At 60.9% G+C, this 22,869-nt stretch carries 20 protein-coding genes; 8 read left to right on the plus strand and 12 right to left on the minus strand.

Annotation, left to right across the window (positions count from 1 at the left end):
* The first annotated feature begins 9 nt into the window (after positions 1 to 9).
* From ACXYMP_RS08160 to ACXYMP_RS08170, 3 genes are read left to right on the plus strand one after another with little or no spacing between them, the layout of a single operon-like run.
* Entirely contained in the window at positions 10 to 576 is a 567-nt protein-coding gene (locus ACXYMP_RS08160) for a tetratricopeptide repeat protein (protein WP_458906496.1), read from the plus strand.
* A 31-nt stretch (positions 577 to 607) separates the two neighbouring features.
* Positions 608 to 1,474 (plus strand): tetratricopeptide repeat protein, encoded by an 867-nt coding sequence (locus tag ACXYMP_RS08165; protein ID WP_298565765.1) that lies wholly within the window; start codon positions 608 to 610, stop codon positions 1,472 to 1,474.
* A 7-nt stretch (positions 1,475 to 1,481) separates the two neighbouring features.
* On the plus strand, positions 1,482 to 1,982 hold the full coding sequence (locus ACXYMP_RS08170) for a prepilin peptidase (protein WP_298565762.1): 501 nt from the start codon (positions 1,482 to 1,484) through the stop codon (positions 1,980 to 1,982).
* Between the two features lie 72 nt (positions 1,983 to 2,054).
* Here the strand turns inward: ACXYMP_RS08170 and ACXYMP_RS08175 are convergent, their stop codons facing one another.
* The gene (locus tag ACXYMP_RS08175; RefSeq protein WP_458905578.1) at positions 2,055 to 3,749 is read right to left on the minus strand and encodes a hypothetical protein; all 1,695 of its coding nucleotides are present in this window, start codon (positions 3,747 to 3,749) and stop codon (positions 2,055 to 2,057) included.
* A gap of 122 nt (positions 3,750 to 3,871) precedes the next feature.
* Here ACXYMP_RS08175 and ACXYMP_RS08180 point away from each other — a divergent pair, with 122 nt between their 5' ends.
* The 5 genes from ACXYMP_RS08180 to ACXYMP_RS08200 all read left to right on the plus strand — a co-directional run bounded on the left by ACXYMP_RS08180 (position 3,872) and on the right by ACXYMP_RS08200 (position 9,808).
* Positions 3,872 to 5,185: a P-loop NTPase family protein gene (locus tag ACXYMP_RS08180; RefSeq protein WP_298566172.1), complete on the plus strand. Its 1,314-nt coding sequence runs from the start codon at positions 3,872 to 3,874 to the stop codon at positions 5,183 to 5,185.
* Between the two features lie 117 nt (positions 5,186 to 5,302).
* Positions 5,303 to 7,717 (plus strand): ligase-associated DNA damage response DEXH box helicase, encoded by a 2,415-nt coding sequence (locus ACXYMP_RS08185; protein ID WP_458905581.1) that lies wholly within the window; start codon positions 5,303 to 5,305, stop codon positions 7,715 to 7,717.
* A 56-nt stretch (positions 7,718 to 7,773) separates the two neighbouring features.
* Positions 7,774 to 8,436: a ligase-associated DNA damage response endonuclease PdeM gene (gene pdeM / locus ACXYMP_RS08190; RefSeq protein WP_458905583.1), complete on the plus strand. Its 663-nt coding sequence runs from the start codon at positions 7,774 to 7,776 to the stop codon at positions 8,434 to 8,436.
* A 73-nt stretch (positions 8,437 to 8,509) separates the two neighbouring features.
* A complete protein-coding gene (locus tag ACXYMP_RS08195; protein WP_458905585.1) occupies positions 8,510 to 8,953 on the plus strand; it encodes a PaaI family thioesterase in 444 nt (147 codons plus the stop codon).
* Positions 8,954 to 9,013: 60 nt separating this feature from the next.
* Positions 9,014 to 9,808, plus strand: coding sequence for a crotonase/enoyl-CoA hydratase family protein (locus ACXYMP_RS08200; RefSeq protein ID WP_298565750.1), 795 nt, complete (start codon positions 9,014 to 9,016; stop codon positions 9,806 to 9,808).
* Positions 9,809 to 9,836: 28 nt separating this feature from the next.
* Here the strand turns inward: ACXYMP_RS08200 and ACXYMP_RS08205 are convergent, their stop codons facing one another.
* The 11 genes from ACXYMP_RS08205 to ACXYMP_RS08255 form a co-directional block, all read right to left on the minus strand.
* The gene (locus ACXYMP_RS08205) at positions 9,837 to 10,886 is read right to left on the minus strand and encodes a Hint domain-containing protein (protein WP_458905587.1); all 1,050 of its coding nucleotides are present in this window, start codon (positions 10,884 to 10,886) and stop codon (positions 9,837 to 9,839) included.
* A 198-nt stretch (positions 10,887 to 11,084) separates the two neighbouring features.
* Positions 11,085 to 11,987 carry a bifunctional methylenetetrahydrofolate dehydrogenase/methenyltetrahydrofolate cyclohydrolase FolD gene (gene folD, locus ACXYMP_RS08210; protein WP_298565746.1) on the minus strand — a complete coding sequence of 301 codons (903 nt, stop codon included), beginning with the start codon at positions 11,985 to 11,987 and terminating at the stop codon, positions 11,085 to 11,087.
* Positions 11,988 to 12,091: 104 nt separating this feature from the next.
* Positions 12,092 to 13,768 (minus strand): formate--tetrahydrofolate ligase, encoded by a 1,677-nt coding sequence (locus tag ACXYMP_RS08215; protein ID WP_458905589.1) that lies wholly within the window; start codon positions 13,766 to 13,768, stop codon positions 12,092 to 12,094.
* A gap of 200 nt (positions 13,769 to 13,968) precedes the next feature.
* Positions 13,969 to 14,553 (minus strand): MOSC domain-containing protein, encoded by a 585-nt coding sequence (locus ACXYMP_RS08220; RefSeq protein ID WP_298565742.1) that lies wholly within the window; start codon positions 14,551 to 14,553, stop codon positions 13,969 to 13,971.
* 87 nt (positions 14,554 to 14,640) lie between these two features.
* Complete coding sequence (locus ACXYMP_RS08225; RefSeq protein ID WP_298565740.1) at positions 14,641 to 15,558, minus strand: DMT family transporter; 918 nt, start codon at positions 15,556 to 15,558, stop codon at positions 14,641 to 14,643.
* Positions 15,559 to 15,698: 140 nt separating this feature from the next.
* The gene (gene ftsH, locus ACXYMP_RS08230) at positions 15,699 to 17,618 is read right to left on the minus strand and encodes an ATP-dependent zinc metalloprotease FtsH (RefSeq protein WP_298565738.1); all 1,920 of its coding nucleotides are present in this window, start codon (positions 17,616 to 17,618) and stop codon (positions 15,699 to 15,701) included.
* 86 nt (positions 17,619 to 17,704) lie between these two features.
* Positions 17,705 to 18,952, minus strand: coding sequence for a tRNA lysidine(34) synthetase TilS (gene tilS, locus ACXYMP_RS08235; protein WP_458905592.1), 1,248 nt, complete (start codon positions 18,950 to 18,952; stop codon positions 17,705 to 17,707).
* Positions 18,949 to 19,782, minus strand: a complete 834-nt coding sequence (ybgF, locus tag ACXYMP_RS08240; protein ID WP_458905594.1) for a tol-pal system protein YbgF — start codon at positions 19,780 to 19,782, stop codon at positions 18,949 to 18,951. The genes tilS and ybgF overlap by 4 nt, the downstream gene beginning before the upstream one ends.
* Before the next feature lie 26 nt (positions 19,783 to 19,808).
* Positions 19,809 to 20,315 (minus strand): peptidoglycan-associated lipoprotein Pal, encoded by a 507-nt coding sequence (gene pal, locus ACXYMP_RS08245; protein ID WP_458905596.1) that lies wholly within the window; start codon positions 20,313 to 20,315, stop codon positions 19,809 to 19,811.
* Positions 20,316 to 20,464: 149 nt separating this feature from the next.
* On the minus strand, positions 20,465 to 21,796 hold the full coding sequence (gene tolB / locus ACXYMP_RS08250; protein WP_298565732.1) for a Tol-Pal system beta propeller repeat protein TolB: 1,332 nt from the start codon (positions 21,794 to 21,796) through the stop codon (positions 20,465 to 20,467).
* Positions 21,793 to 22,866, minus strand: coding sequence for a hypothetical protein (locus ACXYMP_RS08255; protein WP_458905598.1), 1,074 nt, complete (start codon positions 22,864 to 22,866; stop codon positions 21,793 to 21,795). Before ACXYMP_RS08255 ends, tolB begins: the two co-directional genes overlap by 4 nt.
* Between the last annotated feature and the right edge of the window lie 3 nt (positions 22,867 to 22,869).

A 22,869-nucleotide genomic window follows, 5' to 3' on the forward strand; every position in this document is an offset into this window, starting at 1 on the left:
ACAGACCGGCTGCGCGTGCGTGGCGGTCTTGGTGTTTTGATTGTGCTCGCGCTGGCAAGCTGCCAGACGCCCAACGGGTTTCCGGCAAAAGACGGCAATCCCTATGCCCCGACGGCCCTGAAGCGCGGCGAAGAATCCATTGACGGCTTGACCGTTGGCCACCGCCTGACGGCTGCGGGCGAACATGAACTGGCCCTGAAGGCCTATCTGCGTGCCGCCAGCGAACAGGGCATCACCGTCGATGTGCTGTCTGCCATCGGGTCAGCCAACCTCCAGCTGGGCCGCTTGGGACAGGCGGAACGGCTTCTCAGAAAGGCCACGCAAACGGACAGCACCTTCGTTCCCGCATGGAACAATTTGGGCGTTGTGCTGATGGAAACCGGCCAAACGGGCGAAGCGGCCCGTGTCTTTCGGATCGCGTTTGGGCTGGATCGTGGCCAATCTGCCCAAATTCGCGAGAATTTACGCTTGGCGCTCGCAAAAATGGAAAATCCCGACTATGATGAAGCGCATAATGATACATTCGCGCTGGTTCGGCGAGGAACGGGAGATTACCTGCTTCTGTCCGAAATCTAAGCGAAGACACGAGCAGTAAAAGGACGCAAACATGCGCCATCCCATCTTTTTGTCGCTCTGCCTCGGCAGCGCGGTCGCACTTTCGGCCTGTGATAAGTCGAAATCCGGCGGCGAAGACGTCGAACGCGCTATGGCTGATGTCAACGTGATCGACGAAAGCAACCTCAATGACATCATGTTGACCGTGGGCGACCCGAACGAGGCCGCCGCCTATTTCCAACGTGCCGTAAAGGGTGCGCCGGATCGGATCGACCTGAAACGCGGTTTGGCCCAATCGCTGGTGCGCGCCAAGCGCCCGGCAGAAGCCATTCCGGTCTGGAAAGCGATCGTAGCGAGCGCCGAGGGCACGCAAACCGACAGTGTCAGTCTGGCAGATGCCTATATCCGGGCTGGCGACTGGGATCAGGCCGAAGCGGTTCTGGACAAGGTGCCGCCCACCCACGAAACCTATCGCCGTTACCGGCTTGAGGCGATGATCGCCGACAGCAATGAAGAATGGAAGAAGTCTGACAGCTACTATGAAACGGCGGTTGGGCTGACAACGCAGCCCGGTTCGGTTCTGAACAACTGGGGTTATTCCAAACTGACTCGCGCCGATTTCAGCGGGGCGGAAAAGCTGTTCGCGCAGGCGCTGGACTATGACAACAAGATGTTCACAGCCAAGAACAACCTTGTTCTGGCGCGCGGTGCGCAGCGCAAATACGACCTGCCGGTCATTCCCATGACCCAGATCGAACGCGCGCAGCTTTTGCACACCTTGGCGCTGTCGGCTATTAAGCAAGGCGATGTAGCGACCGGAAAAGGGCTGCTGCAAGAAGCCATCGACACGCACCCACAGCATTTCGAAGCCGCGACGCGCGCGCTGGAAGCGCTGGAAAACAACGTCTCGAACGGGTGAGCGCCACATGACGACCGCGTTGACAAGTTGGGCAGCGACCTTGTTTCTGCCCTTCGCCGTTCCGATTTCCTTGTGGGTTGCCTGGTCTGATCTGTCGCGAATGAAGATCCCCAACAAGGCCGTCATGGCACTGACGGTGGTGTTTGCGATCGTCGGGCTGATTGCCTTCGACCTGAACGAATATCTGTGGCGCTGGCTGCACCTCGTGGTGATCCTGGTGATCGGTTTCGTGATGAATATGGGGCGGATGCTGGGCGCAGGCGATGCCAAATTCGCCGCCGCCATGGCGCCGTTCGTCGCACTTTCAGATGCGTATTTCGTGCTGATGTTGTTTGCGGTGATGATTGTGGTGGGCTTCGTGCTGCACCGCATGGCCAAGAAAATCACGCCATTGCGCAACGCGACGCCAAACTGGGAAAGCTGGACGCGGCGAGATTACCCGATGGGGCTAAGCCTTGGCGCGACGCTGATTTTTTATCTTGTGATTGCAGCCTTCGCCGGCGCCTGAGCGCGCCACGATCGAACAAAGCCAAAGCCCCCGCAAGCATCGCTTGGCGGGGGCTTTTTCGTGGGGCCACGCTCAGTCTTGTGCAGAGGTTTCTTCATCCGGTTCTTTCGGTGGCGCGACCTTGATCGGGCGTTCACCGGGCAGGCTATAGAGCGTGTATAGCTCGGTGCGCCGCACCTCTTTCACTGCATCGAACCAAGGCTGGCCGGTGACCTCATCAAGGATTTTCTTGCTGGTGTCAGGTGACAGCGGGCAATGCGGCAACAACAGGTAATCGGCGTTCTCGATCCCGGTCAGGTCCCCGTAATACCACGGCGCGCCACCTTCAAGCGGCTTCAGGTCGCCATACATCCAATAGCTGGACAACAGGTCCGCCGTGAACAGCGATTTGCCGCGCCCCTGATCCCAGCCAGCGATGTCATCGGCAAGGGTCTTGAACCACGCGACCATGCCAAGCTCCAGTGAACAGAACTCTAACGTGCGACCCTTGAACGTGACGGTCGTATCTTCGCGCGCCTTTTCATCGTAGTAGGCGGCAAAAGGTGTGTCCGGACCATCCAATGCGCGGCGCACATCGACGCGATAGGCGCGTGGCGCGAAGGTTTGCAGATCCTCGTGCACCCCCGTGCCAGGCATCAAGGCAGCGTAGTCCTCGACGTCCGTGGCAAGGTGGCGGAACGGGCTTGCCGCCATGTTCAAGAAACTTGGCGTGCCAAAACACAACGCCGCCAGCGCCACCGCGGAAATCGCTTTTTGCATATCCCAGCCAAAGCCGCTGAAGACAGGGCCGTTCGGCCGCATGGAAAACAGCAAAATGCCCAGAAGCCACAGCCATTGCGGATCATTTCCGAAGTTTTGAAACGTGACATAGAAGAATGCGGGCACAAGCAGCAAAAGCGTCAGCCCCTCGGCCTTGCGCCCGGCTTGGCGCAGAAAAATCACGGCAAGGACGGCCACCAGCGATCCGCCCAGATAGGCAGGCGCGCTGACCACATCACCGAAGGCGCGACCCGGTTGCGGGCGCACGTCCGACGCCGCCACGTTCAGCAGATCGCGCAGATAGGCCAGCCAGAACAGCGGCGTGCCCGCCCAAAGCGTGACGACAACAGCCGCCACAGCGCCGGTCAGAGCCGCCCACAACACCGTGCGCCACGCCCCCCGCGCCAAAAGCCCAACAAGGATCGGTATGAAAAAGGCTGCGAAATAGGTCACCTTAATCAATGCCATCGCGGCCATCGCCAATCCGACCACCACCCCATCGATGCGCGGATTGTCGCCTTCGCGCCCCGGCAGTATCGTGGTTGTGATCGCCAAAAACGCCGCCGCCCAGGCCCAACGGTTGTAATGCATCGAGATCGAGACGGAATCATGCGCCTCGCCATGCACCAACGCCACCGCGTAAACAAGGATCGTGGCTGCGAAAAGCAGCGCCCATCCCCCCTCGAACCGCGACTTTGCAACCCACCAGGCTACTGGAAAAAACACAATGGCAACAAGGAATTGGCCTGCCAGAATGGCCTGACCGACGCCATAACCTGCCTCAAGAAACACGGTGATCGGCGCAAAGGCCAGAACCCCGATCGGGGTGACAAAATCGAGGTGCGGCCAGTCGCCATCCCCCATCCGCAACAACATCTGAAGCAGATGCAGCGTGTCGCCTTCATGCTTGCCGATGAAGAAACCGCCCTTCGAAAAGGTCACAATGGCAAAGAGCCCCAACAGCCCTGCCATAAAGGCTGCCAAAATCTTTCCTTTATTTGCGCTCATACCTGCCCTCATTCTTTTGTAGCCAAATTAGCGCCAATATGGTGATACGCAACGCTTTGTAATTGTTCGGCCAAGTTAATGGTTGGGCGATTCAAAACCGCAACATAAGATCGAGCATGCCTATGAATGTGCAGAACACGGACATCATCGCCCCCCCGCCCGCCATGAGCTTGGCCGAGACGGGACTGACCAACGTGATGATGCGGGATATCCTGCTGAAAACCATGTTCCGAACCAATCTGGAACAGATCTCTGACCTTGAACGCGTTCTGTGCCTGCCGGCACGCGTCGTGCAGGAACTGATCGACATGAGCCGGGATGGCGGTCTGGTCGAAGCAATGGGCACGCTTCATGCAGGATCGAAATCTTCTGAAATGGGCTATCGGCTGTCTGACTCGGGTAAGGCGCGCGCGCTTGATGCGCTGTCGCAGTCCGAATATTTCGGCGCCATGCCGGTGCCAATGTCGGTCTATGCCAAACAGGTCAAGCGTCAGTCGATCCGCAACATCCACATGTCGCGTGATCAGTTGACCGGTGCGATGGGACATCTGATCTTGCCGCCTGACCTGCTGGACCAGTTGGGCCCGGCGGTCGGATCGGGTCGGTCGATCCTGATGTATGGCCCTCCGGGTAACGGGAAGTCCTCGATCTCGAACGGGATCCGTGACGCACTTGGCGACCGGATCTATGTCCCGCGCGCGATTGAGTATTCTGGTCAGGTGATCACGGTCTATGACCCGATTGTGCATACCGCGGCCGAGGAAACCGCCGATGATCCCGCCGCGCTGCGCCGGACCTCGAAAAAGCACGACCGTCGCTATGTGCTGTGCGACCGTCCCACCGTGATCACCGGGGGTGAATTGACGCTGGACATGCTGGATCTGGTCTATAACCCGACCGCGCGGACCTATACGGCGTCTTTGCAGCTGAAATCTTCGGGCGGCGTCTTCATCGTCGACGACCTTGGCCGCCAAGCTGATCCGCCCCAGGCGCTGATCAACCGCTGGATTGTGCCATTGGAAGAAAACAAAGATATTCTGGCCCTGCAATCGGGTGAGAAATTCGAGGTGCCGTTCGACACGCTGGTCATCTTCTCGACCAACTTCCACCCGAACAAGATCTTCGACAAAGCGGCATTGCGCCGGATCTTTTACAAGATCAAGATCGACGGCCCGGATCAGGAAGGCTTTCTGAAAATCTTTGCGATGGTGGCAAAGAAGAAGGGCTTGCCGCTTAATCAAGATGCGTTGATCCACCTTTTGAAGAACAAGTATCCGACGATTGACAATATCTATGCAAACTACCAGCCGGTCTTCCTGATCGACCAGATCTTGTCAATTTGCAGCTTCGAAAAAATTCCGCCGCAAATGACGCCTGAACTGATCGACCGGGCATGGGAAAACATGTTCGTGAAAGAAGAAGAAATCGTGCACTAGCACGCTGTTCCAGCACGCATTCAGGGGCGACTTGCGGATGGCCGCACGTCGCCCTTTTTTTGTGCCCAACCCATTTGCGGCATGTTCACGGCGCAGCGCTTTGCCTATCCTGCCCACATGACCACCCTGCCCCCTCATGTCGACCGCTGGTTCACCCAGCGCGGTTGGGCCCCGCATCCGCATCAACTCGAGATGCTGGAACAAGCGACCGACCCGGCCTTGATGCTGATCGCGCCCACAGGGGGCGGCAAAACGCTTGCTGGGTTTCTGCCGACGCTGGTCGAACTGGGCGAGGCCCCCGGTCCGGGATTGCACACGCTCTATATCTCGCCTCTAAAGGCGCTGGCCGCCGACATGCGGCGCAACCTGATGACGCCCATCGAGGATATGGAGCTGGCGATCCGGGTCGAGGATCGCTCAGGTGACACCACCCAAACCCGCAAGAAGGCCCAACGCGCCGACCCGCCGCACATCCTGCTGACCACGCCCGAGAGCCTCGCGCTGTTGCTGAGCTACGAGGATGCGCCGCACATTTTTGCGGGCCTGAGGCGCGTGGTGGTGGACGAGCTGCACGCCTTGGCGGAAAGCAAACGCGGCGATCAACTGATGTTGTGTCTGTCGCGGTTGCAGGCGCTCTGCCCCGACCTCAAACGCGTCGGGCTGTCGGCCACGGTCGAAGACCCGCCTGCGCTGGCTCAATTCCTTGCCCCGCACCCAACCCGGTGCGAAATTATCGAAGCCGACCCCGGCCCCGATCCCGACATCGCAATGCTAACCACCGACACCCCGCCCCCATGGTCGGGCGGTGGGGGGCGCTATGCGATCCGCGAGGTGTTGGACGAGGTGGCAAAACACAAGACCACGCTCATCTTCCACAACACCCGCGCGCAGGCCGAGATTTTCTTTCACGAACTCTGGATGGCCAATGACGCCGCCCTGCCCGTCGGCATCCACCACGGCTCGCTGGCGCTGGAACAACGCAAGAAGGTCGAGGCCGCGATGGTTGCGGGCCAATTGCGCGCCGTGGTCTGCACGGGGTCGCTGGATCTTGGGCTTGATTGGGGCGATGTCGATCTGGTCATTCAAGTGGGCGCACCTAAGAACGTCAAACGGCTGGTGCAGAGGATCGGGCGGGCCAATCACCGATACAATGCGCCGTCAAAAGCGCTGATCCTGCCCGCTAACCGGTGGGAAGTCATCGAATGTCACGCCGCGATCGAGGCTGTGCTGGCCCACGACCTTGACGGCGACCCGCGCGGCCCCGGCCCGCGTGATGTCTTATGTCAACACATCCTGATCACCGCCTGCGCCGCCCCTTTTGACGCCGACGCGCTGTTTGGCGAGGTCACGACCGCTGGCCCCTATGCGGGCCTCACCCGCGCAAATTTTGACGCCTGCCTCGATTTCGTGGCGACCGGTGGCTACGCCCTGCGCGCCTATGATCGTTGGCAGCGGTTGATGCAGCGCGCCGATGGGCTGTGGCAGTTGCGCGATCCGCGACTGGCCCAACAGGTGCGGATGAATGTGGGCACGATCATCGACACCGACACGCTTAAGGTGCGGATGAAGGGACGGTCGGGCGCCTCAGCCGGTAAGCCGCTGGGCGAGGTCGAAGAAAGCTTCGCCGCCTCGCTCGTGCCCGGCGACACGTTTCTGATGGGTGGCAAGATCGTGCGGTTTGAAACCCTGCGCGAGATGGAGGTGCAAGTCAGCCGCGACCGGGGCCGCAAGCCAAAGCTCGCGGTGTTCTCCGGCACCAAGTTTTCGACCTCGACGCAGCTGTCGGAGCGGATACTTGGCCTACTGCACCGCACACCCCTGCCCGACTTGCCGCACCACACGCTGGACTGGATCGAGTTGCAGCGCGAGGTCAGCCAGCTGCCCCGCTCAGGCCGCATCCTTGTCGAAAGCTTCGACCACGAAGACCGGCCGCACACCTGCATCTATGGTTTTGCAGGCAAGAACGCGCAGCAAACACTGGGCCTGATGGTCACGCGGCGGATGGAGGATATGGGGCTTGGCCCGCTGGGCTTTGTCGCCACCGACTATGCCACGCTGATTTGGTCCGTGTCGCATCTGGACAACCCGGCGCAGGCGCTGGACGCCACAGACCTGCGTGACGGGTTGGACGGATGGCTTGCGGAAAACGCCCTGATGAAACGCAGCTTCAAGGGTGCGGCCACCATCGCCGGGCTGATCACCCGCAACCTGCCGGGCAAGCGATCTTCGGGGCGGCAGGCCACGTTCTCGGCCGACATCCTTTACGACACGCTCCGGAAATACGACCCGGACCACCTGTTGCTGTCGATCACGCGCGACGAGGCGATGCGCGGGCTGATCGGCTTTGGCCGGATTGACGAAATGCTGGCACGCACCGGCGGGCTGATCGACCATGTGCATCCGGGTCGCGTGACGCCCTTCGCCGCCCCTCTGTTCCTTGAGGTCGGCAAGGTGCCGGTGGACGGCGCCGGGGCAGACGCCCTGATGCGTGCCGAAGCAGATCGCCTTATGATGGAAGCCGGGCTGGTATAGCGCGCCACGCGTCGTAATAGCTTGCAATAACGCGGGAAATCGACTTTCTAGACTATATGAAGGGGTACGACTTTAATTTGGCTGGGGTGAAGCTGACCTTGCTGCCATCCGGTGCGTTGTGGTGGCCGGACGAGTGGCTTTTGTGCGTGTCCGACCTGCATCTTGGCAAATCGGAACGCATGGCGCGCAAGGGCGGCGCGATCCTTCCCCCTTACGAAACGCGCGACACGTTGCACCGTCTTCAAACCGATATCGAGGCATCTGGCGCACGCACCGTGGTCTGTCTGGGCGACAGTTTCGATGACCTTGAGGCGTCCGACAACCTTCCCGAGGTTGAAGCGCAGTGGTTGAACCGCCTCATGGCCGGGCGCCGCTGGGTCTGGATCGAAGGCAACCATGATCCCGGCCCGATTGAGTTCGCGGGCACCCATCTGGCCGAGCTGTTGCACCCTCCGCTGCACTTTCGCCATATCGCACGGGTGGGCGCGGCGGGCGAGATCACCGGGCATTTCCACCCCAAGGCGCGACTGCACATCAAGGGGCGCACGGTCAGCAGGCCTTGTATGTTGTTCGACGGCGACCGAGTGATCATGCCGTCCTATGGCACCTATACGGGTGGGTTGCAGTCCGACCACTCTGTCCTGTCGCGCCTGATGCGGCCAGAGGCCATCGCGGTCCTGCTGGGTGACCCGCCGCAGCCAATCCCGATGCCGCGTTAACCCGGTTTGACGCCGCGTTCCGGGTTCACAATGCGCGGGTTATGTTAGTCTTGGCTGACGCAAAGGATTGCTCATGACCGACCTACCCCAAGACACCGTAACAAAAATCCGCGACAGCTTTGCGGCACAGAACCTGATGACGTTGATCGGCGCTGACATAACCGATCTGCGGCATGGCTTTTGTCAGATCACCGCACCGATCCCGGACACGATGCGCCAACAGCACGGGTTTGGTCACGCAGCCCTGACCTTTGCGTTGGGCGACACAGCGGCGGGCTATGCGGCGCTGTCCGTCATGCCCGACGGTCACGAGGTTCTGACCTCGGAAATCAAGATCAACCTGCTTGCGCCCGCCAAGGGTGACAGGCTGGTCGCCGAAGGGCGCGTGTTGCGCATTGGCCGCCGTCTGATCCCGGTCGAAGCCGATGTCTGGGCCGAACATGACGGCCAGCGCACGCTGATCGCCAAACTTCTGGGCACGATGGTTCCCGTGTCCACACCACCTGCCGCAACGTGACAGTTGGCCCGGCTGCAGACAAACGGCACACTCGCGCCTAAGCCCAAACAGGAGATCTCCATGTCCGACCGCGTCCGCATCACCGAAGACAACCAAGTGGCCACCGTCACCCTGACCCGCGCCGACAAGCGCAATGCGTTGGACCTAGAGATGATCCGCGCCATCGTGGCCGCAGGCGAAACCCTTGCTGCGCGCAAAGACATTCGCGCCGTTGTTCTTGCGGGCGACGGGCCTGCGTTTTCAGCCGGGCTTGATCTGGCCGCCATGCCTGAGATCGCGCAGTTCGCCATGCAGGGCGGCGTGTTTCTGGAGCGCACGCATGGCAATTCGAACCTGTTCCAAGCTGCCGCGATGGTTTGGGCAGAGATGCCACAACCCGTGATCGCAGCCGTGCATGGCTATGCGTTCGGCGGCGCGTTCCAGATCATGCTGGGTGCGGATATGCGTATCGCCGCGCCGGATACGCGCTTTTCGATCATGGAAGGCCGCTGGGGCATCATCCCCGACATGGGGGGCATGGTCCTGATGCGGCGCTTGGCGCGCGGGGATGTGATCCGCAAGCTGACCTATTCGGCTGAACAGTTCGAGGCACAACAGGCGCTGGACTGGGGGTTTGTGACGGAACTCTCCGACACCCCGCAGGCGCGCGCGCAAGCGATAGCCGCCGAGATTGCGCAGAAATCCCCCGACGCCATCCGCGCCGCCAAGGCGCTGATCCGCGACACCGAGTTGATGGGCTGGAAAGACACGTTGCTTGCCGAAAGCCGCGCGCAGGAAGCCTTGATGGGCAAGCCCAACCAGATGGAAGCGGTGATGGCTGGCATGCAAAAACGCGCGCCGAAGTTCAAAGATTAAGGTCGAGCAGCAGCAAAGCTGCCCCTTGTCAGGGATGCGCCACCAACGGCTTTCCATTGTCGACATGGCGCCTGACCAGCGTGTCGATCTGTTTGGCCTTGGTCGGACTGTGGCGCGCCATGGCGGGGGCGTGGGCATCTGTGGCAAGCTCAGGGAACAAGGTCATAATCTCCTCATAGGCTGCACGACCCACGCTTTTGAGCGCCTCCTGCCCGGCAAACAGGCTTTCCGCCGGCGCGCCTTCAGCAAACACCACCTCGTGGCTATCAAAGAGCATGTGGAAATAGGTGACCGGTTCCGCGACGGTGTCAACGGCGATACCCGGCATGCCAACCAGCTTCTTGGCCGCGATCAGCACCTCGTCACCACCAAACATTTTTGCCGCAATCGGCGAACGCACCAACATGCGGTGCTGCGGGGACACCAAAAGGTCACGCTTGGGCAACCCGTCGCCCAAAGCCCCGGCGCAGATCCTGATCGGGTGCAGCTTCGGCGCCAAGGCCAAAGCCCGCAGATCCAACGCGCTGGCACCAATCCAACGTATCGGCTGCGCCCCATTGTCAGCAGTCAACACCATATCACCGACCTGCAACTGCTCGACCTTGCACGCGCCTTCGGGCGTGTCGATCAGCGTGCCAGACGCAAAGCAGATCACGACGCTGTCTGCTGGGATTGAGGGGCCGTTGTTGGTCACCGAGCTAACGGTCAGCGTGGTGTTCAACGGCGGTATGTCACCGATGAAGGCTATGAAATATCCTTGCTCGGGACCGGGCCATTGCATTGTGCCGTTTCCGTTAAGGTCATAGTCCATCACACCAACCTCATAGGTGTTGGTGCCGTCCGTGACCTCGATCGTATAGTCCCAAGTGATCGCACTGCCGCCCAAGGTCTGGGTTGGATCATTGGGGGTTTCGTTGGTGCTGCTGTCACCTGAGATGATCGTGGGATCAGCGCCATCAGTGATGGTGATCTTGCTGTAGGAGCTGATCTGAAACGTCGATCCTATGGTCGCATAGGTCGCCGTGTTGTTTGACATCGTGGTGTCAGTGCGAAAAGCACCATAGATCGAAATAGACATTGCATTCCCGTTGCGGTCTGGCGACAGCGCAACACGTGGCCCTCACAAAAACAGCAGGTCCACGCACGGTGTCACAGGGTCAAGGCCCGAACAGGCCAAGCTTTCAAACCAAGTATACCACAAAGACCAAGGCGCGCGCCGATCAAATCTCTGACATCCGGGGACCGAGTTGTCTGCGCGCAACACTGCGGTCAGGTGTTAAGCCGTCAGGCCTTCGGGTTCGACCAGACCATTTGCACGACAGCACGCCGTCAGCGTGTTGGCCAGCAGGCAGGCGATCGTCATCGGGCCAACGCCACCCGGCACGGGGGTAATCGCACCGGCAACTTTGGCCGCACTTTCGAAATGCACGTCGCCCACAAGGCGGGTCTTGCCCTCACCCTTTTCGGGCGCGTCGATGCGGTTGATGCCGACATCAATCACGGTCGCACCGGGTTTGATCCAGTCACCCGGCACCATCTCGGCGCGACCGACGGCGGCCACGACGATATCGGCGCGGCCCACAACGTCGGGCAGGTCTTTGGTCCGGCTATGCGCGATGGTGACGGTGCAGCTGTCGCCCAACAGCAATTGCGCCATCGGTTTGCCGACGATGTTGGACCGGCCAATCACCACCGCATCCAGACCCGTCAGCGACCCGTGATGGTCGCGCAGCATCATCAGGCAGCCCAGCGGCGTGCAGGGCACCATGGATTTCTGACCCGTGCCCAACAGGCCGACATTCGAGATGTGGAACCCGTCCACGTCTTTTGCCGGGTCGATAGAGTTGATGACGAGATCTTCGTTCAGATGGCCGGGCAATGGCAATTGCACAAGAATACCGTGCACAGCCGGGTCATTGTTCAGCTTGTCGATCAGCGCCAGAAGGTCGGCTTCGGACGTGTCCGCCTCCAACTTGTGCTCATAGCTGTTCATGCCAACTTCGACGGTCTGTTTCCCTTTCGAGCGGACATAGACCTGGCTGGCAGGGTCTTCACCCACCAGCACGACGGCCAGACCGGGTGTGATCCCGCTTTCGTCTTTCACCCGCGCCACATGGGCGGCGACCTTTTCGCGCACCGTGGCCGCGAAGGCTTTGCCATCAATGATCTGAGCTGTCATCGCCCACTCTCCTTGTATCGTGTAAATGGGTCTTTGGGCTGACCGGTATCAGAACAGGCCGGGGCGCGGCAACAGGTAAGCCCCGCGCCGCGCCCCATCCTTGTTCAGAACAGACCTTCAATCTCGCCCTCGGCATTCAAACCGATGGATAGCGCCGCGGGATTGCGCGGCAGGCCCGGCATGGTCATGATCTCTCCGCAGACAACGACGATGAAACCCGCGCCCGCCGACAGCCGCACTTCGCGCACCGGGACCGAATGGCCGGTGGGCGCACCGCGCAGGGTCGGGTCGGTCGAGAAGCTGTATTGCGTCTTCGCCATACAGACCGGCAGGTTGCCATATCCGGCTTCCTCCCAATCGCGCAACTGGTTGCGCACTTTGTTGTCGGCCAAAACCTCGTCCGCGCGATAGATGCGCTTGGCGATGGTTTCGATTTTCTCCATCAGTGGCATCTCGTCGGGATAGATCGGCGCGAAGCTGGCGACATCTGCGTCGGCCACCTCGGCCACGCGACGCGCCAGCGCCTCCGACCCTTCCGAGCCAAGTTCCCAATGGCGCGACAGGATCGCCTCAGACCCGTGGCTATCCACATAATCCTTCACCGCCTGCACCTCGGCATCGGTGTCCGTGACAAAGTGGTTGATCGCCACCACAACCGGCACGCCAAAGGATTTGAGGTTCTCGATGTGACGACCAAGGTTCGGGCAGCCAGCCTGAACAGCCGCGACGTTTTCCGCGCCCAGATCGGCCTTGGCCACGCCGCCATTCATCTTCATCGCGCGCACTGTGGCAACCAGCACCACGACAGACGGCGCAATGCCAGCCTTGCGACACTTGATGTTCATGAACTTCTCGGCACCCAGATCGGCCCCGAAACCGGCTTCGGTCACGACATAGTCGGTCAGTTTCATCGCGGTTTTCGTCGCAATGACCGAGTTACAGCCATGCGCGATGTTGGCAAACGGGCCGCCATGCACAAAGGCCGGGTTGTTTTCCAGCGTCTGCACAAGGTTGGGCTGCATCGCGTCCTTCAACAGCACCGTCATCGCGCCGTCTGCGCCAATGTCGCGGCAATAGATCGGGGTGCGTTCGCGGGTATAGGCCACGATGATGTCGCCCAGACGCTTTTGCAGGTCTTCCAGATTGTTGGACAAACACAGGATCGCCATCACTTCCGAGGCGACGGTGATGTCATATCCGGTCTGGCGCGGGAACCCGTTCGATACGCCACCAAGTGACACCACGATGTCGCGCAGCGCACGGTCGTTCATGTCGACCACGCGACGCCACGCCACGCGGCGTTCGTCGATCGCAAGCTCATTGCCCCAATAGATGTGGTTGTCGATCATCGCCGACAGAAGCGAATGCGCCGAGGTGATGGCATGAAAGTCGCCGGTGAAATGAAGGTTCATATCCTCCATCGGCACGACCTGCGCGTAACCGCCGCCAGCCGCACCACCCTTCATCCCGAAGTTCGGCCCAAGTGACGCTTCGCGAATGCACACCATCGCTTTTTTGCCAATCCGGTTCAGCCCATCGCCCAGACCCACGGTCGTCGTCGTCTTGCCTTCGCCCGCTGGCGTCGGGTTGATCGCGGTCACAAGGATCAGCTTGCCATCTTCGCGGTCCTGCACCGAGTTGATGAAATCCTGACTGACCTTTGCCTTGTCATGTCCGAAAGGCAGCAGATGTTCGGTCGGAATACCCAGTTTGTCGCCAATTTCTTGGATCGGGCGTTTCTTGGCTTCGCGGGCAATTTCGATGTCGGATTTATAGCTCATAGCAGATCCTTCAGATTCGTGCGCTTTTGTTCAGGTCAGGTCGCAGCCCTGTTGATACCGCGATCCTTTTCTTCTCGATACATATCTGCACTGACGGCCCCCCATAGGGTGGAATCCGACATGTTTGCCGCAGAATTCGTCGGAAAGCTCGGCGGCCCTTCTGCGCCAAGGTTGGTTGGGTCAACGGCGAAGCGCCGGTGCTACCCCTTGGGCTGCCACGCCCTTTGGCCGGGAATATACAGACGCAACTGATCCCCCAGCTTCAGCGTGCCCGGATGCTCGACCCAGACCGTGACACCGCGTCTGCCCTTGGCGGCAGGCTTGAAACCAAGGCCGTGGCCTGGCCGCACACGTTCCAATTCGCGGCTGACGTAATTGCAGGGACGGTTTTCCATATCCACCACCAATGCCGCGCCGTTATCCGCCTGAAGTCGCGCCGAGGGCGGCAAGTGCGTGAAGTCAGGCAGCCCCTTGACCACCATCGACGCGCCCAACCATGCTGGGTCGATCTGGTCTAAATCCAGCGCGCTTGCGATTTCGGCCAGCTCTTCTGCGGACAGAACCGAGATCTGTCGGACATTGCGGATTTCGGTATCAAGCGGATACTGGTTGGTCACGCGCGGGCACGAGGATCGGGTGATGCCAGACCGTGCTTCGCCAATGATGCCCTCGTAATTCAGCTCGACCGCATCGCAGGCGACCGAGGTCAGCGTCGCGTCGCGGTCAGCGGTCTTGCCAAGCCACGTGATCGTGGCCCTGTGGTCGGTGGGGATAAGGGCGGGCATGGAGGCTCCTTGTCTTGTGTTGCGCCTATCCTGACGGGAAGAACATGCTGGCGCAAACCAAAAGCAGTGACGCTACCTTGCGTCGGCTCACCAACGACCGTGCAGCACGGCCAGCAGGCGACCGTCCGTCACTGCAAACCCAATGGCAATGACACCAAAGCCCAGATAGGCGCTGGCTTGCAGACTTTCCCCAAGAAACATCACGCCAAGCGCGATGGCAAAGGGCGGGATCAGCAGCGTGACCAACATCAGGTTGGCCGCGCCCGCCCGCGCAAGGATGGCGAAATACAGCACATATGCCAGCGAGGTGGAAAGGGCCGCGATGCCAAACACCGCCCCCCAGACCGGCAGCGACAGATGCACATTTGGCATCCCATCGACCAGAAGGACAACCGGCACCATCAACACGACGCTGCCCACCACCATACCCAACGCATTCATCAACGGGGGCTGTCGTGCAAGCTGCGTCTTTCCCCAGACACTGGCGAAGGCATAGGACAGGGCGGCTGCCAGCACCGCAAGCTGCGCCAGATTTGTCAGGTTGAAATCGGACATTGCATCGCGCCCCATGATGATGCCAACCCCGGCGACACCCAACGTGGCCCCTGTGAGTTTGGGCAAGGTGAGCGGCTCGTCTTTCAACAAAAGCCCGGCCACAACCGCACCGAACACTGCCGTCGTGGCGTTCAGAATGGACGCCATACCGCTTTCAATTTCGCGCTGCCCCCAGAATATCAGCGTGAACGGGATCGCGTTGTTCAACGCGCCCATCACCAGATAGCTGCCCCAGATCCGCGGAGATCTTGGCAGCGTGATGCCTTTGGCGCGCACAACATACCACAAGATCGGCGTGGCCCAGAACACCCGATGAAGGGTGATCGTCAGGGGCGACAGCTCGCGCAGAGCGATTTCTGCGAAGAAGAATGACCCACCCCAAATGGCGGCCAGCAAAAAAAGCAGCGCAAAACTAAGGACGTCCAAAGACGGTGCGGTCGCTCGTGTCAAATGTCATTTCCCCCGGTCCAATTCTTGACCTTGCTGCCAGACGTATCTGGCGACAGCGACCCGGTTCTTGCGCGAAAAGCCCGTCACAAAAGAACCCCCCCGGCGCCATTGCTGGGCCGGGGGTTTTTGGCATGCGTTTCTTAGGTTGTCGGCTCGGGTTCCAGCCCGGAGTCACCCGAAGGCTTCGCGCGCGGCTTGGTTTTGGGAATGGCCGCCAGCGACGGGGCGTCACCCTCGTCCGAGGTATCATCCTCGTCATCGCCCTTGGTCGGTGGGTCGCCCTTCATGACGCGCTCGATCTCGGGCCCGGTCAGGGTCTCAAACTCCAGCAAGCCTTGGGCAAGGTTTTCCCATTCTTCCTTCTTCTCAGACAAGATCTTGAAGGCCGTGTCATAGCCGTTCTGAATGAAGCGCTTCACTTCTTCCTCGATCAGCTCTTTGGTGTGCGCCGAAACCGAGAAACCCGCCGTGTTGCCCGAATATCCTTCGGCCGCCTCGGCATAGTCGATATTGCCGACCTTCTCGGACATGCCCCAGCGCATCACCATGGCGCGCGCCAGACCCGAGGCCTGCTGGATGTCACCCGCAGGTCCATTGGACACATTTCCTTCGCCATACTTGATGATCTCGGCTGCCTTGCCCGCCATGGTCATGGCCAGCTTTTCTTCGCATTCCGACTTGTGCCAGTTCAGGCGGTCGATCTCGGGCAGGGATACAACCATACCCAGCGCGCCTCCGCGCGGGATGATCGTCGCCTTGTAGACCGGATCGCACTGCGGCAGCGACATGCCAACCACCGCGTGGCCGGCCTCGTGATAGGCGGTCTTCTCCTTCTGATCGTCCGTCAGAACCATCGAGCGGCGTTCAGCCCCCATCATCACCTTGTCTTTCGCGTTCTCGAAATCTTCCATGGTGACGAACCGGCGACCAATGCGCGCGGCCATCAGGGCGGCTTCGTTCACAAGGTTTGCCAGATCAGCACCCGAGAACCCCGGCGTGCCGCGCGCGATGATGCGCATATCGGCGTCGGGACCCAGCGGCACCTTGCGGGCGTGCACGCCCAGGATCTTCTCGCGACCTTTGATGTCGGGGTTTGGCACGGTGACCTGGCGGTCAAAGCGGCCCGGACGCAGAAGTGCTGGGTCCAGAACGTCACGACGGTTGGTGGCGGCCAGGATGATCACACCCTCGTTCGCTTCAAAGCCGTCCATTTCGACCAGAAGCTGGTTCAGCGTCTGTTCGCGTTCGTCGTTGCCACCGCCATAGCCTGCGCCACGCGACCGGCCCACCGCGTCGATCTCGTCAATAAAGACGATGCAGGGCGCGTTTTTCTTGGCCTGTTCGAACATATCGCGGACACGGCTTGCGCCGACACCCACGAACATCTCGACGAAATCAGAGCCGGAGATGGTGAAGAACGGCACGCCGGCCTCGCCAGCAATGGCACGGGCCAGCAGCGTTTTACCGGTGCCGGGAGGGCCAACAAGAAGCGCCCCTTTGGGGATCTGCCCGCCCAAGCGGCTGAATTTCTGCGGGTTGCGCAGGAATTCCACGATCTCTTCCAGCTCTTCCTTGGCTTCATCAATGCCCGCCACGTCGTCGAAGGTCACACGACCTTCGCGTTCGGTCAGCATCTTGGCCTTGGATTTGCCAAAGCCCATGGCACCGCCGCCCCCGCGGCCCTGCATCCGGTTCATCATGAAGAACCAGAAACCGATCAGCAGAATCACCGGCAGCAGCAAGGACATGAGGCTCATGAACCCTGATTGCTGTTGTGCTTCGGCTTTGACCTCGACACCTTTGGAGATCAACTGGTCGGTCACCTTGGCATCACGCGGCACGATGGTTTGATACATCTTGCCATCTGAACCCTGATAAACGACTTGCTCACCATCAATGGTGGCGGTCTTGACCTGGTCACCATCTACAGCGGCCACGAACTCGGAATAGCTGACCTGCGATGCAGCCAGCCCGGCCTGCCCGTTCGAAAACAGGTTGAACAAGGCCAGGATCAGCAGAAAGAGCACGATCCAGAAGGCGAAATTTCTCGCGTTGCCCAAGGGGGATCTCCTTTGAATGCCATGACGACGAGGCGCAAGCCGGACGGCACAGCGCTGTCTCTAAAATAGGGATGATCTTGGTATGTTCAATGCGATAAAATGGACAGAAGGAAATCTTCCTTCTCGGGTGCCGTCGAAAGGCTCCATCCGTTGGCGTATTCTGCCAAAGGTGCCGCGATCAAACCGGCCTTGGTCCAGACCGCAGGTGAGGCCAAAACCGTCTGGCGCGACAGCCCTGACGCCCGCCAGTTCGGGCAGTCCGAAATCCCCTGCCCCAACGCCGCAATCCACGCATTTTCAATAGGTTGCGCACTTTCTAGCCGCCAGCGACCGTCCCAAAGCGCGTCAGATTCAGCCCTTTGATTATGCACCGCCTCGTATTCGCGCACGACCTCGATCACATCTTTATGCAACGTCACCAGGCAGCCCTGAAGGGTGCGCGCAGTGCCAGACAGAACGTCGGTCTCTAATGCGCAAAGGGCGTCAAAGCGCGGCCGATAAACCGTTGAAGACACGAACATAAGGGCGTGCGCCAGCAACCGATGGCGGGTTTCAGCCGGCAATTGCCGAAACGCGACAGCGTCAAAAAGCACCGCACCCCCTTCGACACGCGCAATGCGCACGGCAGTTTCGTGGGCGAAATATGACAGCGCGCTGCGCGCCTCGCGCATGTGGCGCGCCGTTTCGACCAGACGGGAGCGATCAAGGCCCAGTTTCGCAAGATCCTGCATGGCTTGGCGGACGCGAACCCGGTCAAAGCGCGGATCGTCGTTCGAGGGGTCATCGACCCAGCCATGCCCGCGGTCCTGCAGCCAACCTCGCAGCGCATCGCGTTCAGCCGAAAGAATAGGGCGAAGCCAACGCACCCCCCTGTCCACCCAATCGTCGCGCATTTGCGAAAGCCCATCCACACCCGATCCGCGCGCAAGCCGCATCAAGAACGTCTCGGCCTGATCGTCGGCTGTGTGCCCAAGTGCGACGGCGTCCAGCGCCTGCGCCTTGGACCAACCCGCCAGCAGGTCATAGCGTGCATGGCGGGCCGCGTGTTGCAGATTGCCCGTGATATCCGGCGACCAGCGCAGGATGTCGTGCGGCACGCCAAGCCGGTCGCAGGTATCGGCAACCCGGCGGGCTTCCGCCTCGGCTTCGGGGCGCAAGCCGTGATCGACGGTGGCCGCGCCAAGCGCCACGCCCTGCGCCGCACTCCACCCGTGCGCCATGTTCAACAGCGCCATGCTGTCGCTTCCGCCAGACACCGCCACCCCCAAACGCAGAACGGGCCCGCGCGCGCGGGCCCGGTTCAGGGCATCAGCCAGTGTCTTTTCAAGCGTCATTGGCACCCAAGGCTGATCCGTGCGGCCTGCGCATCTTCAACGGCGGGTGTGCCGGGGAAACGTTTGCCGACTTCGGTCAGCGTCGCGCAGGCTTCTGAAATCTGGCCAAGCGCACCAAGGGCATTGCCCAACCGGAACAGCGCGTCTGGGGCACGGTCGCTGTTGGGCGCCCCTGAGAAAGCGTTCAGATAGGCGCGGGCGGCGGATTTGACATCGCCCTGACCGGTCAACGCTTCGCCGCGTTGAAAATGCGCCTCGGCGGTCAGCGGCCCACCGGGATAGGCATCAATGAACGCCTCATACATGGTCGCGGCCTGTTCAAAGTCGCCCGCTTCCAACGCCGCACCGGCGGCATCGAAATCCTCTTTCTCCGACACGGCGAGTTCGGTCGTCAGGGGTTGGGCGGGCTCTGGGGCCGCGATGGGGGCGGTTGGCGCGGCGCCCCCGCCCAGCGTCGTGGTTTCGCTCAGCTTGCTGACATCGCCGCCTTCAAGTTCGACCAGACGAAATTCCAGATCACCGATCCGGTTGGTGCCATCCTGCACGATCGAATTGATGCGGAACTCCAGCTGTTCCGTCTTGCCGGTCAGCCGCGACAGCTCGCCTTCCAGCGTTGCCATGCGTTCGTTGAGACCGCCCGCACCCGCCTGCACCGATGCAGCCCCCGTGGTGGACAGTTCGGTCTTGAGCTTCTGAATCTCGACATAAAGCATCGTCAGCTCTTGCCGGATATCCGCCAACGATTGCGCCCGGTCCTGAGCGAATGATGGAGTGACAAGCGTGATGGAAAGACTAAGTGCGACGGCACCTAACCGGGGAAAACGCGGCATCGGGAACCTCCTTGTCCGGTGGGGGATCAGCTGACCAAACTGCCTGCGGCCAGAACGGTCACAGCGCGGCGGTTCTTGGCATAGCAGCTTTCTTCCGAACAGATCTCAAGCGGCCGTTCCTTGCCATAGCTCACAGTTTGCAGCCGGTTCGGGGCGACGCCGCGTTCGATCAGGAAGTTTTGCACAGCCGAGGCGCGGCGGGCGCCCAGCGCAAGGTTGTATTCACGCGTGCCTTGTTCGTCGGCGTGGCCTTCGATCACGGCGGTGTAGGCGGTGTTTTCCATCAGCCAAGCCGCTTGTTTGGTCAACAGCTCGATGCCCTCGGCGCTCAGCGAAGACTGGTCCACGGCAAACAGCACGCGATCCCCAATCGTCTGTTGGAAATAGGCTGGTGATTTCGGGTCGGACGGGCTGCCCGCCACGAAATCCCCACCCAGCGCACCTGCGCCATATTCATTGTCCAACCGGTTTTTTGAACAGGCCGAAAGTGTCAAAGCGCCCACAACCAGCGCAGCGATTGCAAAAGTTCTCATTGGTCGTTCCTGTGTCCATTCTGAGCCTGCATTATCAGGTGACAGGCTGTTTTGTTGCTCGTTGGCGCAAGTTTAACAGTTTGCGCACCATTTGGAAACGGATCGGAAAACAGCGCCAAAGCTGCCCCGATCCGTGGGCGTGAAAGCGCCTATTTCAAAAGCGGTGACCAAGCTGGGTCAGACGCGGCCCCCTCTGTCACCACACGACGCAGATTGCGCCCCGAAATGTCAACGGAATAAAGCGCAGGCGCCCCGGCTGCCCCTTGGCTTTCGCGCGCGAACATAATCACCCGCCCATTTGGCGACCAGGTCGGACCTTCATCCAGGAACGAGGCCGTCAGAAGCCGTTCTTCCGACCCGTCCGTGCGCATGACGCCGATATGGAACCGGCCGGCATTTTGCTTGGTAAACGCGATCAGGTCGCCACGCGGGGACCAGACGGGCGTGCCATAGCGGCCCTGCCCGAAGCTGATGCGGGTGGCCTCTCCTCCGCCTGCGGGCATGACATAAAGCTGCTGACTGCCGCTTCTGTCACTTTCAAAGACGATCTGGCTGCCATCGGGGGAAAAGCTGGGCGCGGTTTCGATGGATGGGGTCGAGGTCAACCGGCGCGGATTGCTGCCGTTGATGTCCATCGCATAGATATCCGTATTGCCCCCGGCCGACAGCGAATAGACAACCGTGCGCCCATCGGGCGAAAAGCGCGGCGCAAAGGTCATCGTGCCCTGCTGTTGCGACAACACCTGCCGCCCCACCGTGGCAACGTCCAGCACATAGACCTGCGGGAACCCTGTCTCGTAGCTGGTATAAAGCACCTTGTCGCCTGTTGGCGAGAAGCGCGGTGCCAGCACCAGCGCCGAACTGTCGGTCAAATACTGCACATTCGCGCCGTCGTAATCCATGATTGCCAGCCGCTTGCGCTTGGCATTCTTGGGACCGCTTTCAGACACGAACACCACACGGCTGTCGAAATAGCCGCCCTCGCCGGTGATCCGGCTATAGACAATGTCGGCCACCTTGTGCGCCATGCGCCGCCACGAGGCGGCGGTGCCTGCAAACTGCAAGCCCTCACCCAGTGGCTGATCGGAAAACACGTCAAACACCCGGAACTTGACGTTGATCGTATCGCCCGAGGTCGACACCGCCCCGGTGATCAGCGCCTGCGCATTAATTGCCTTCCAGTCAGCGTAGGCGACCGGGCTCGCAAAGCTTGTCACGTTGGACACGAACGCATCGGCCGGGATTTCACGAAACAGCCCCGTTCCGGCAAGATCAGCCGCGACGACGCGCGCGATCAGACCGGCGTAATCACTGGCCCCGCCATCTTCGGCCTGAAAATCAGGGATCGCGAAGGGCAAGGGTTCGATCACACCGTCGGTGATTTCGATCCTTAAAGGGCCTTCTGCAAGGCTGGTGTTTGGGGCACCAAGAAGCGAAAGCCCCGTGGCAAAAGCGATGGTCAATGTCCTGATAAGGGTCATTTTATCCTCATCTTTTCCGGGTTGAAGGTCATTTCAATTTCCTGCCATTGGCCATATTTTTCGGCCGGCAGATCGAAGCCGCTTGCGCCGCAGCGAATGATCGCGCGCCGCGCGGCTTGAAACGCAGTGTCGGCGGCGCCTTTGGATGGGCCATCCCATGATGCCATCTTGATCCCCTCGGGTTTGCCGTCTCGGCTCATTGTCACCAATACCACAACCGTAGTGGTCATGGCATCGGTCGACGAAGACCCAAGGTTCCAGCAGCGGCTGACAGCCACACGCAGCCCGTCTTTTTCACCCCGGGTCAGGGGCGGACCTTCGGGCACGTCTTGCGCAGGCGTATCGGTTTCACCACCGGCAACTTGGTCGGCCACGGCTGCGGCGACGGCCGCTGCGGTATTGGCAGGCGCCGGAGTCTCGGCCGGGGTTTCAGCAGGCGTTTCCGGTTCAGCGGTTTCCACAGGTGCAGGGCGGCTGGGACGCGTTTTTGGACGCGACGAGGTCGCAGGGGCAAGCGACGGATCTTCCACCGGCTCTTCGGCTTCGGTCACAATCTCGGTCGAGGCCTCAGGCGGCGCGGTTGGCGTCACCTCTTCGGGCAGAGGCTCGGGCGTCGGTTCTGGCGAGGGTTCTGGCGCTTCAACCACCTCGGGCGCTTCCTCTACAGGTGTTTCCGGCTCTGGCGCGGGGGTCGGGGCCACGCGCGGCGCGGGCGCGGGAGGGGCTGTTTCGGGTTCCGGTTCAGGCGTCGGTTCGGGTTCCGGTTCAGGCGTCGGTTCGGGTTCCGGCTCCGGTTCCGGCGCTGGTGCGGGTTCAGGCTCCGGCGCTGGCGCAGGTGCCGGCTCTGGCGCGGGCTCGGGCGTCGGGCGCGGGGCGGGGGGCGTGTCGCCCTCGGTTGCGGCCTCGCCTTTTGGCGCGCTCAACGCGGCAAATTCAGCTTCCGAGATGATCGAGACATCGGACACCTGCACAAGCTCTTCGTCGCGCGACCAGTTGAAGGCCCCGCCGAAAAGCACCCACAGGATCAAGATCCCGTGGACAGATGCCGAGATGTAAAGACCTCTGCGCATACG

The organism is Aliiroseovarius sp. CAU 1755 (assembly GCF_054482655.1).

What these genes read in the sequence shown, in the direction of transcription:
- ACXYMP_RS08180 (WP_298566172.1), top strand. Translation starts at nt 3,872, where the DNA reads ATGAATGTGCAGAACACGGACATCATCGCCCCCCCGCCCGCCATGAGC.
- ACXYMP_RS08185 (WP_458905581.1), top strand. Translation starts at nt 5,303, where the DNA reads ATGACCACCCTGCCCCCTCATGTCGACCGCTGGTTCACCCAGCGCGGT.
- ybgF (WP_458905594.1), bottom strand. Translation starts at nt 19,782, where the DNA reads ATGCCGCGTTTTCCCCGGTTAGGTGCCGTCGCACTTAGTCTTTCCATC.
- folD (WP_298565746.1), bottom strand. Translation starts at nt 11,987, where the DNA reads ATGACAGCTCAGATCATTGATGGCAAAGCCTTCGCGGCCACGGTGCGC.
- ACXYMP_RS08175 (WP_458905578.1), bottom strand. Translation starts at nt 3,749, where the DNA reads ATGAGCGCAAATAAAGGAAAGATTTTGGCAGCCTTTATGGCAGGGCTG.
- ACXYMP_RS08220 (WP_298565742.1), bottom strand. Translation starts at nt 14,553, where the DNA reads ATGCCCGCCCTTATCCCCACCGACCACAGGGCCACGATCACGTGGCTT.
- ACXYMP_RS08195 (WP_458905585.1), top strand. Translation starts at nt 8,510, where the DNA reads ATGACCGACCTACCCCAAGACACCGTAACAAAAATCCGCGACAGCTTT.
- pdeM (WP_458905583.1), top strand. Translation starts at nt 7,774, where the DNA reads ATGAAGGGGTACGACTTTAATTTGGCTGGGGTGAAGCTGACCTTGCTG.
- pal (WP_458905596.1), bottom strand. Translation starts at nt 20,315, where the DNA reads ATGAGAACTTTTGCAATCGCTGCGCTGGTTGTGGGCGCTTTGACACTT.
- ACXYMP_RS08170 (WP_298565762.1), top strand. Translation starts at nt 1,482, where the DNA reads ATGACGACCGCGTTGACAAGTTGGGCAGCGACCTTGTTTCTGCCCTTC.
- ACXYMP_RS08200 (WP_298565750.1), top strand. Translation starts at nt 9,014, where the DNA reads ATGTCCGACCGCGTCCGCATCACCGAAGACAACCAAGTGGCCACCGTC.
- ACXYMP_RS08165 (WP_298565765.1), top strand. Translation starts at nt 608, where the DNA reads ATGCGCCATCCCATCTTTTTGTCGCTCTGCCTCGGCAGCGCGGTCGCA.
- tolB (WP_298565732.1), bottom strand. Translation starts at nt 21,796, where the DNA reads ATGACCCTTATCAGGACATTGACCATCGCTTTTGCCACGGGGCTTTCG.
- ACXYMP_RS08215 (WP_458905589.1), bottom strand. Translation starts at nt 13,768, where the DNA reads ATGAGCTATAAATCCGACATCGAAATTGCCCGCGAAGCCAAGAAACGC.
- ACXYMP_RS08255 (WP_458905598.1), bottom strand. Translation starts at nt 22,866, where the DNA reads ATGCGCAGAGGTCTTTACATCTCGGCATCTGTCCACGGGATCTTGATC.
- tilS (WP_458905592.1), bottom strand. Translation starts at nt 18,952, where the DNA reads ATGACGCTTGAAAAGACACTGGCTGATGCCCTGAACCGGGCCCGCGCG.
- ACXYMP_RS08205 (WP_458905587.1), bottom strand. Translation starts at nt 10,886, where the DNA reads ATGTCTATTTCGATCTATGGTGCTTTTCGCACTGACACCACGATGTCA.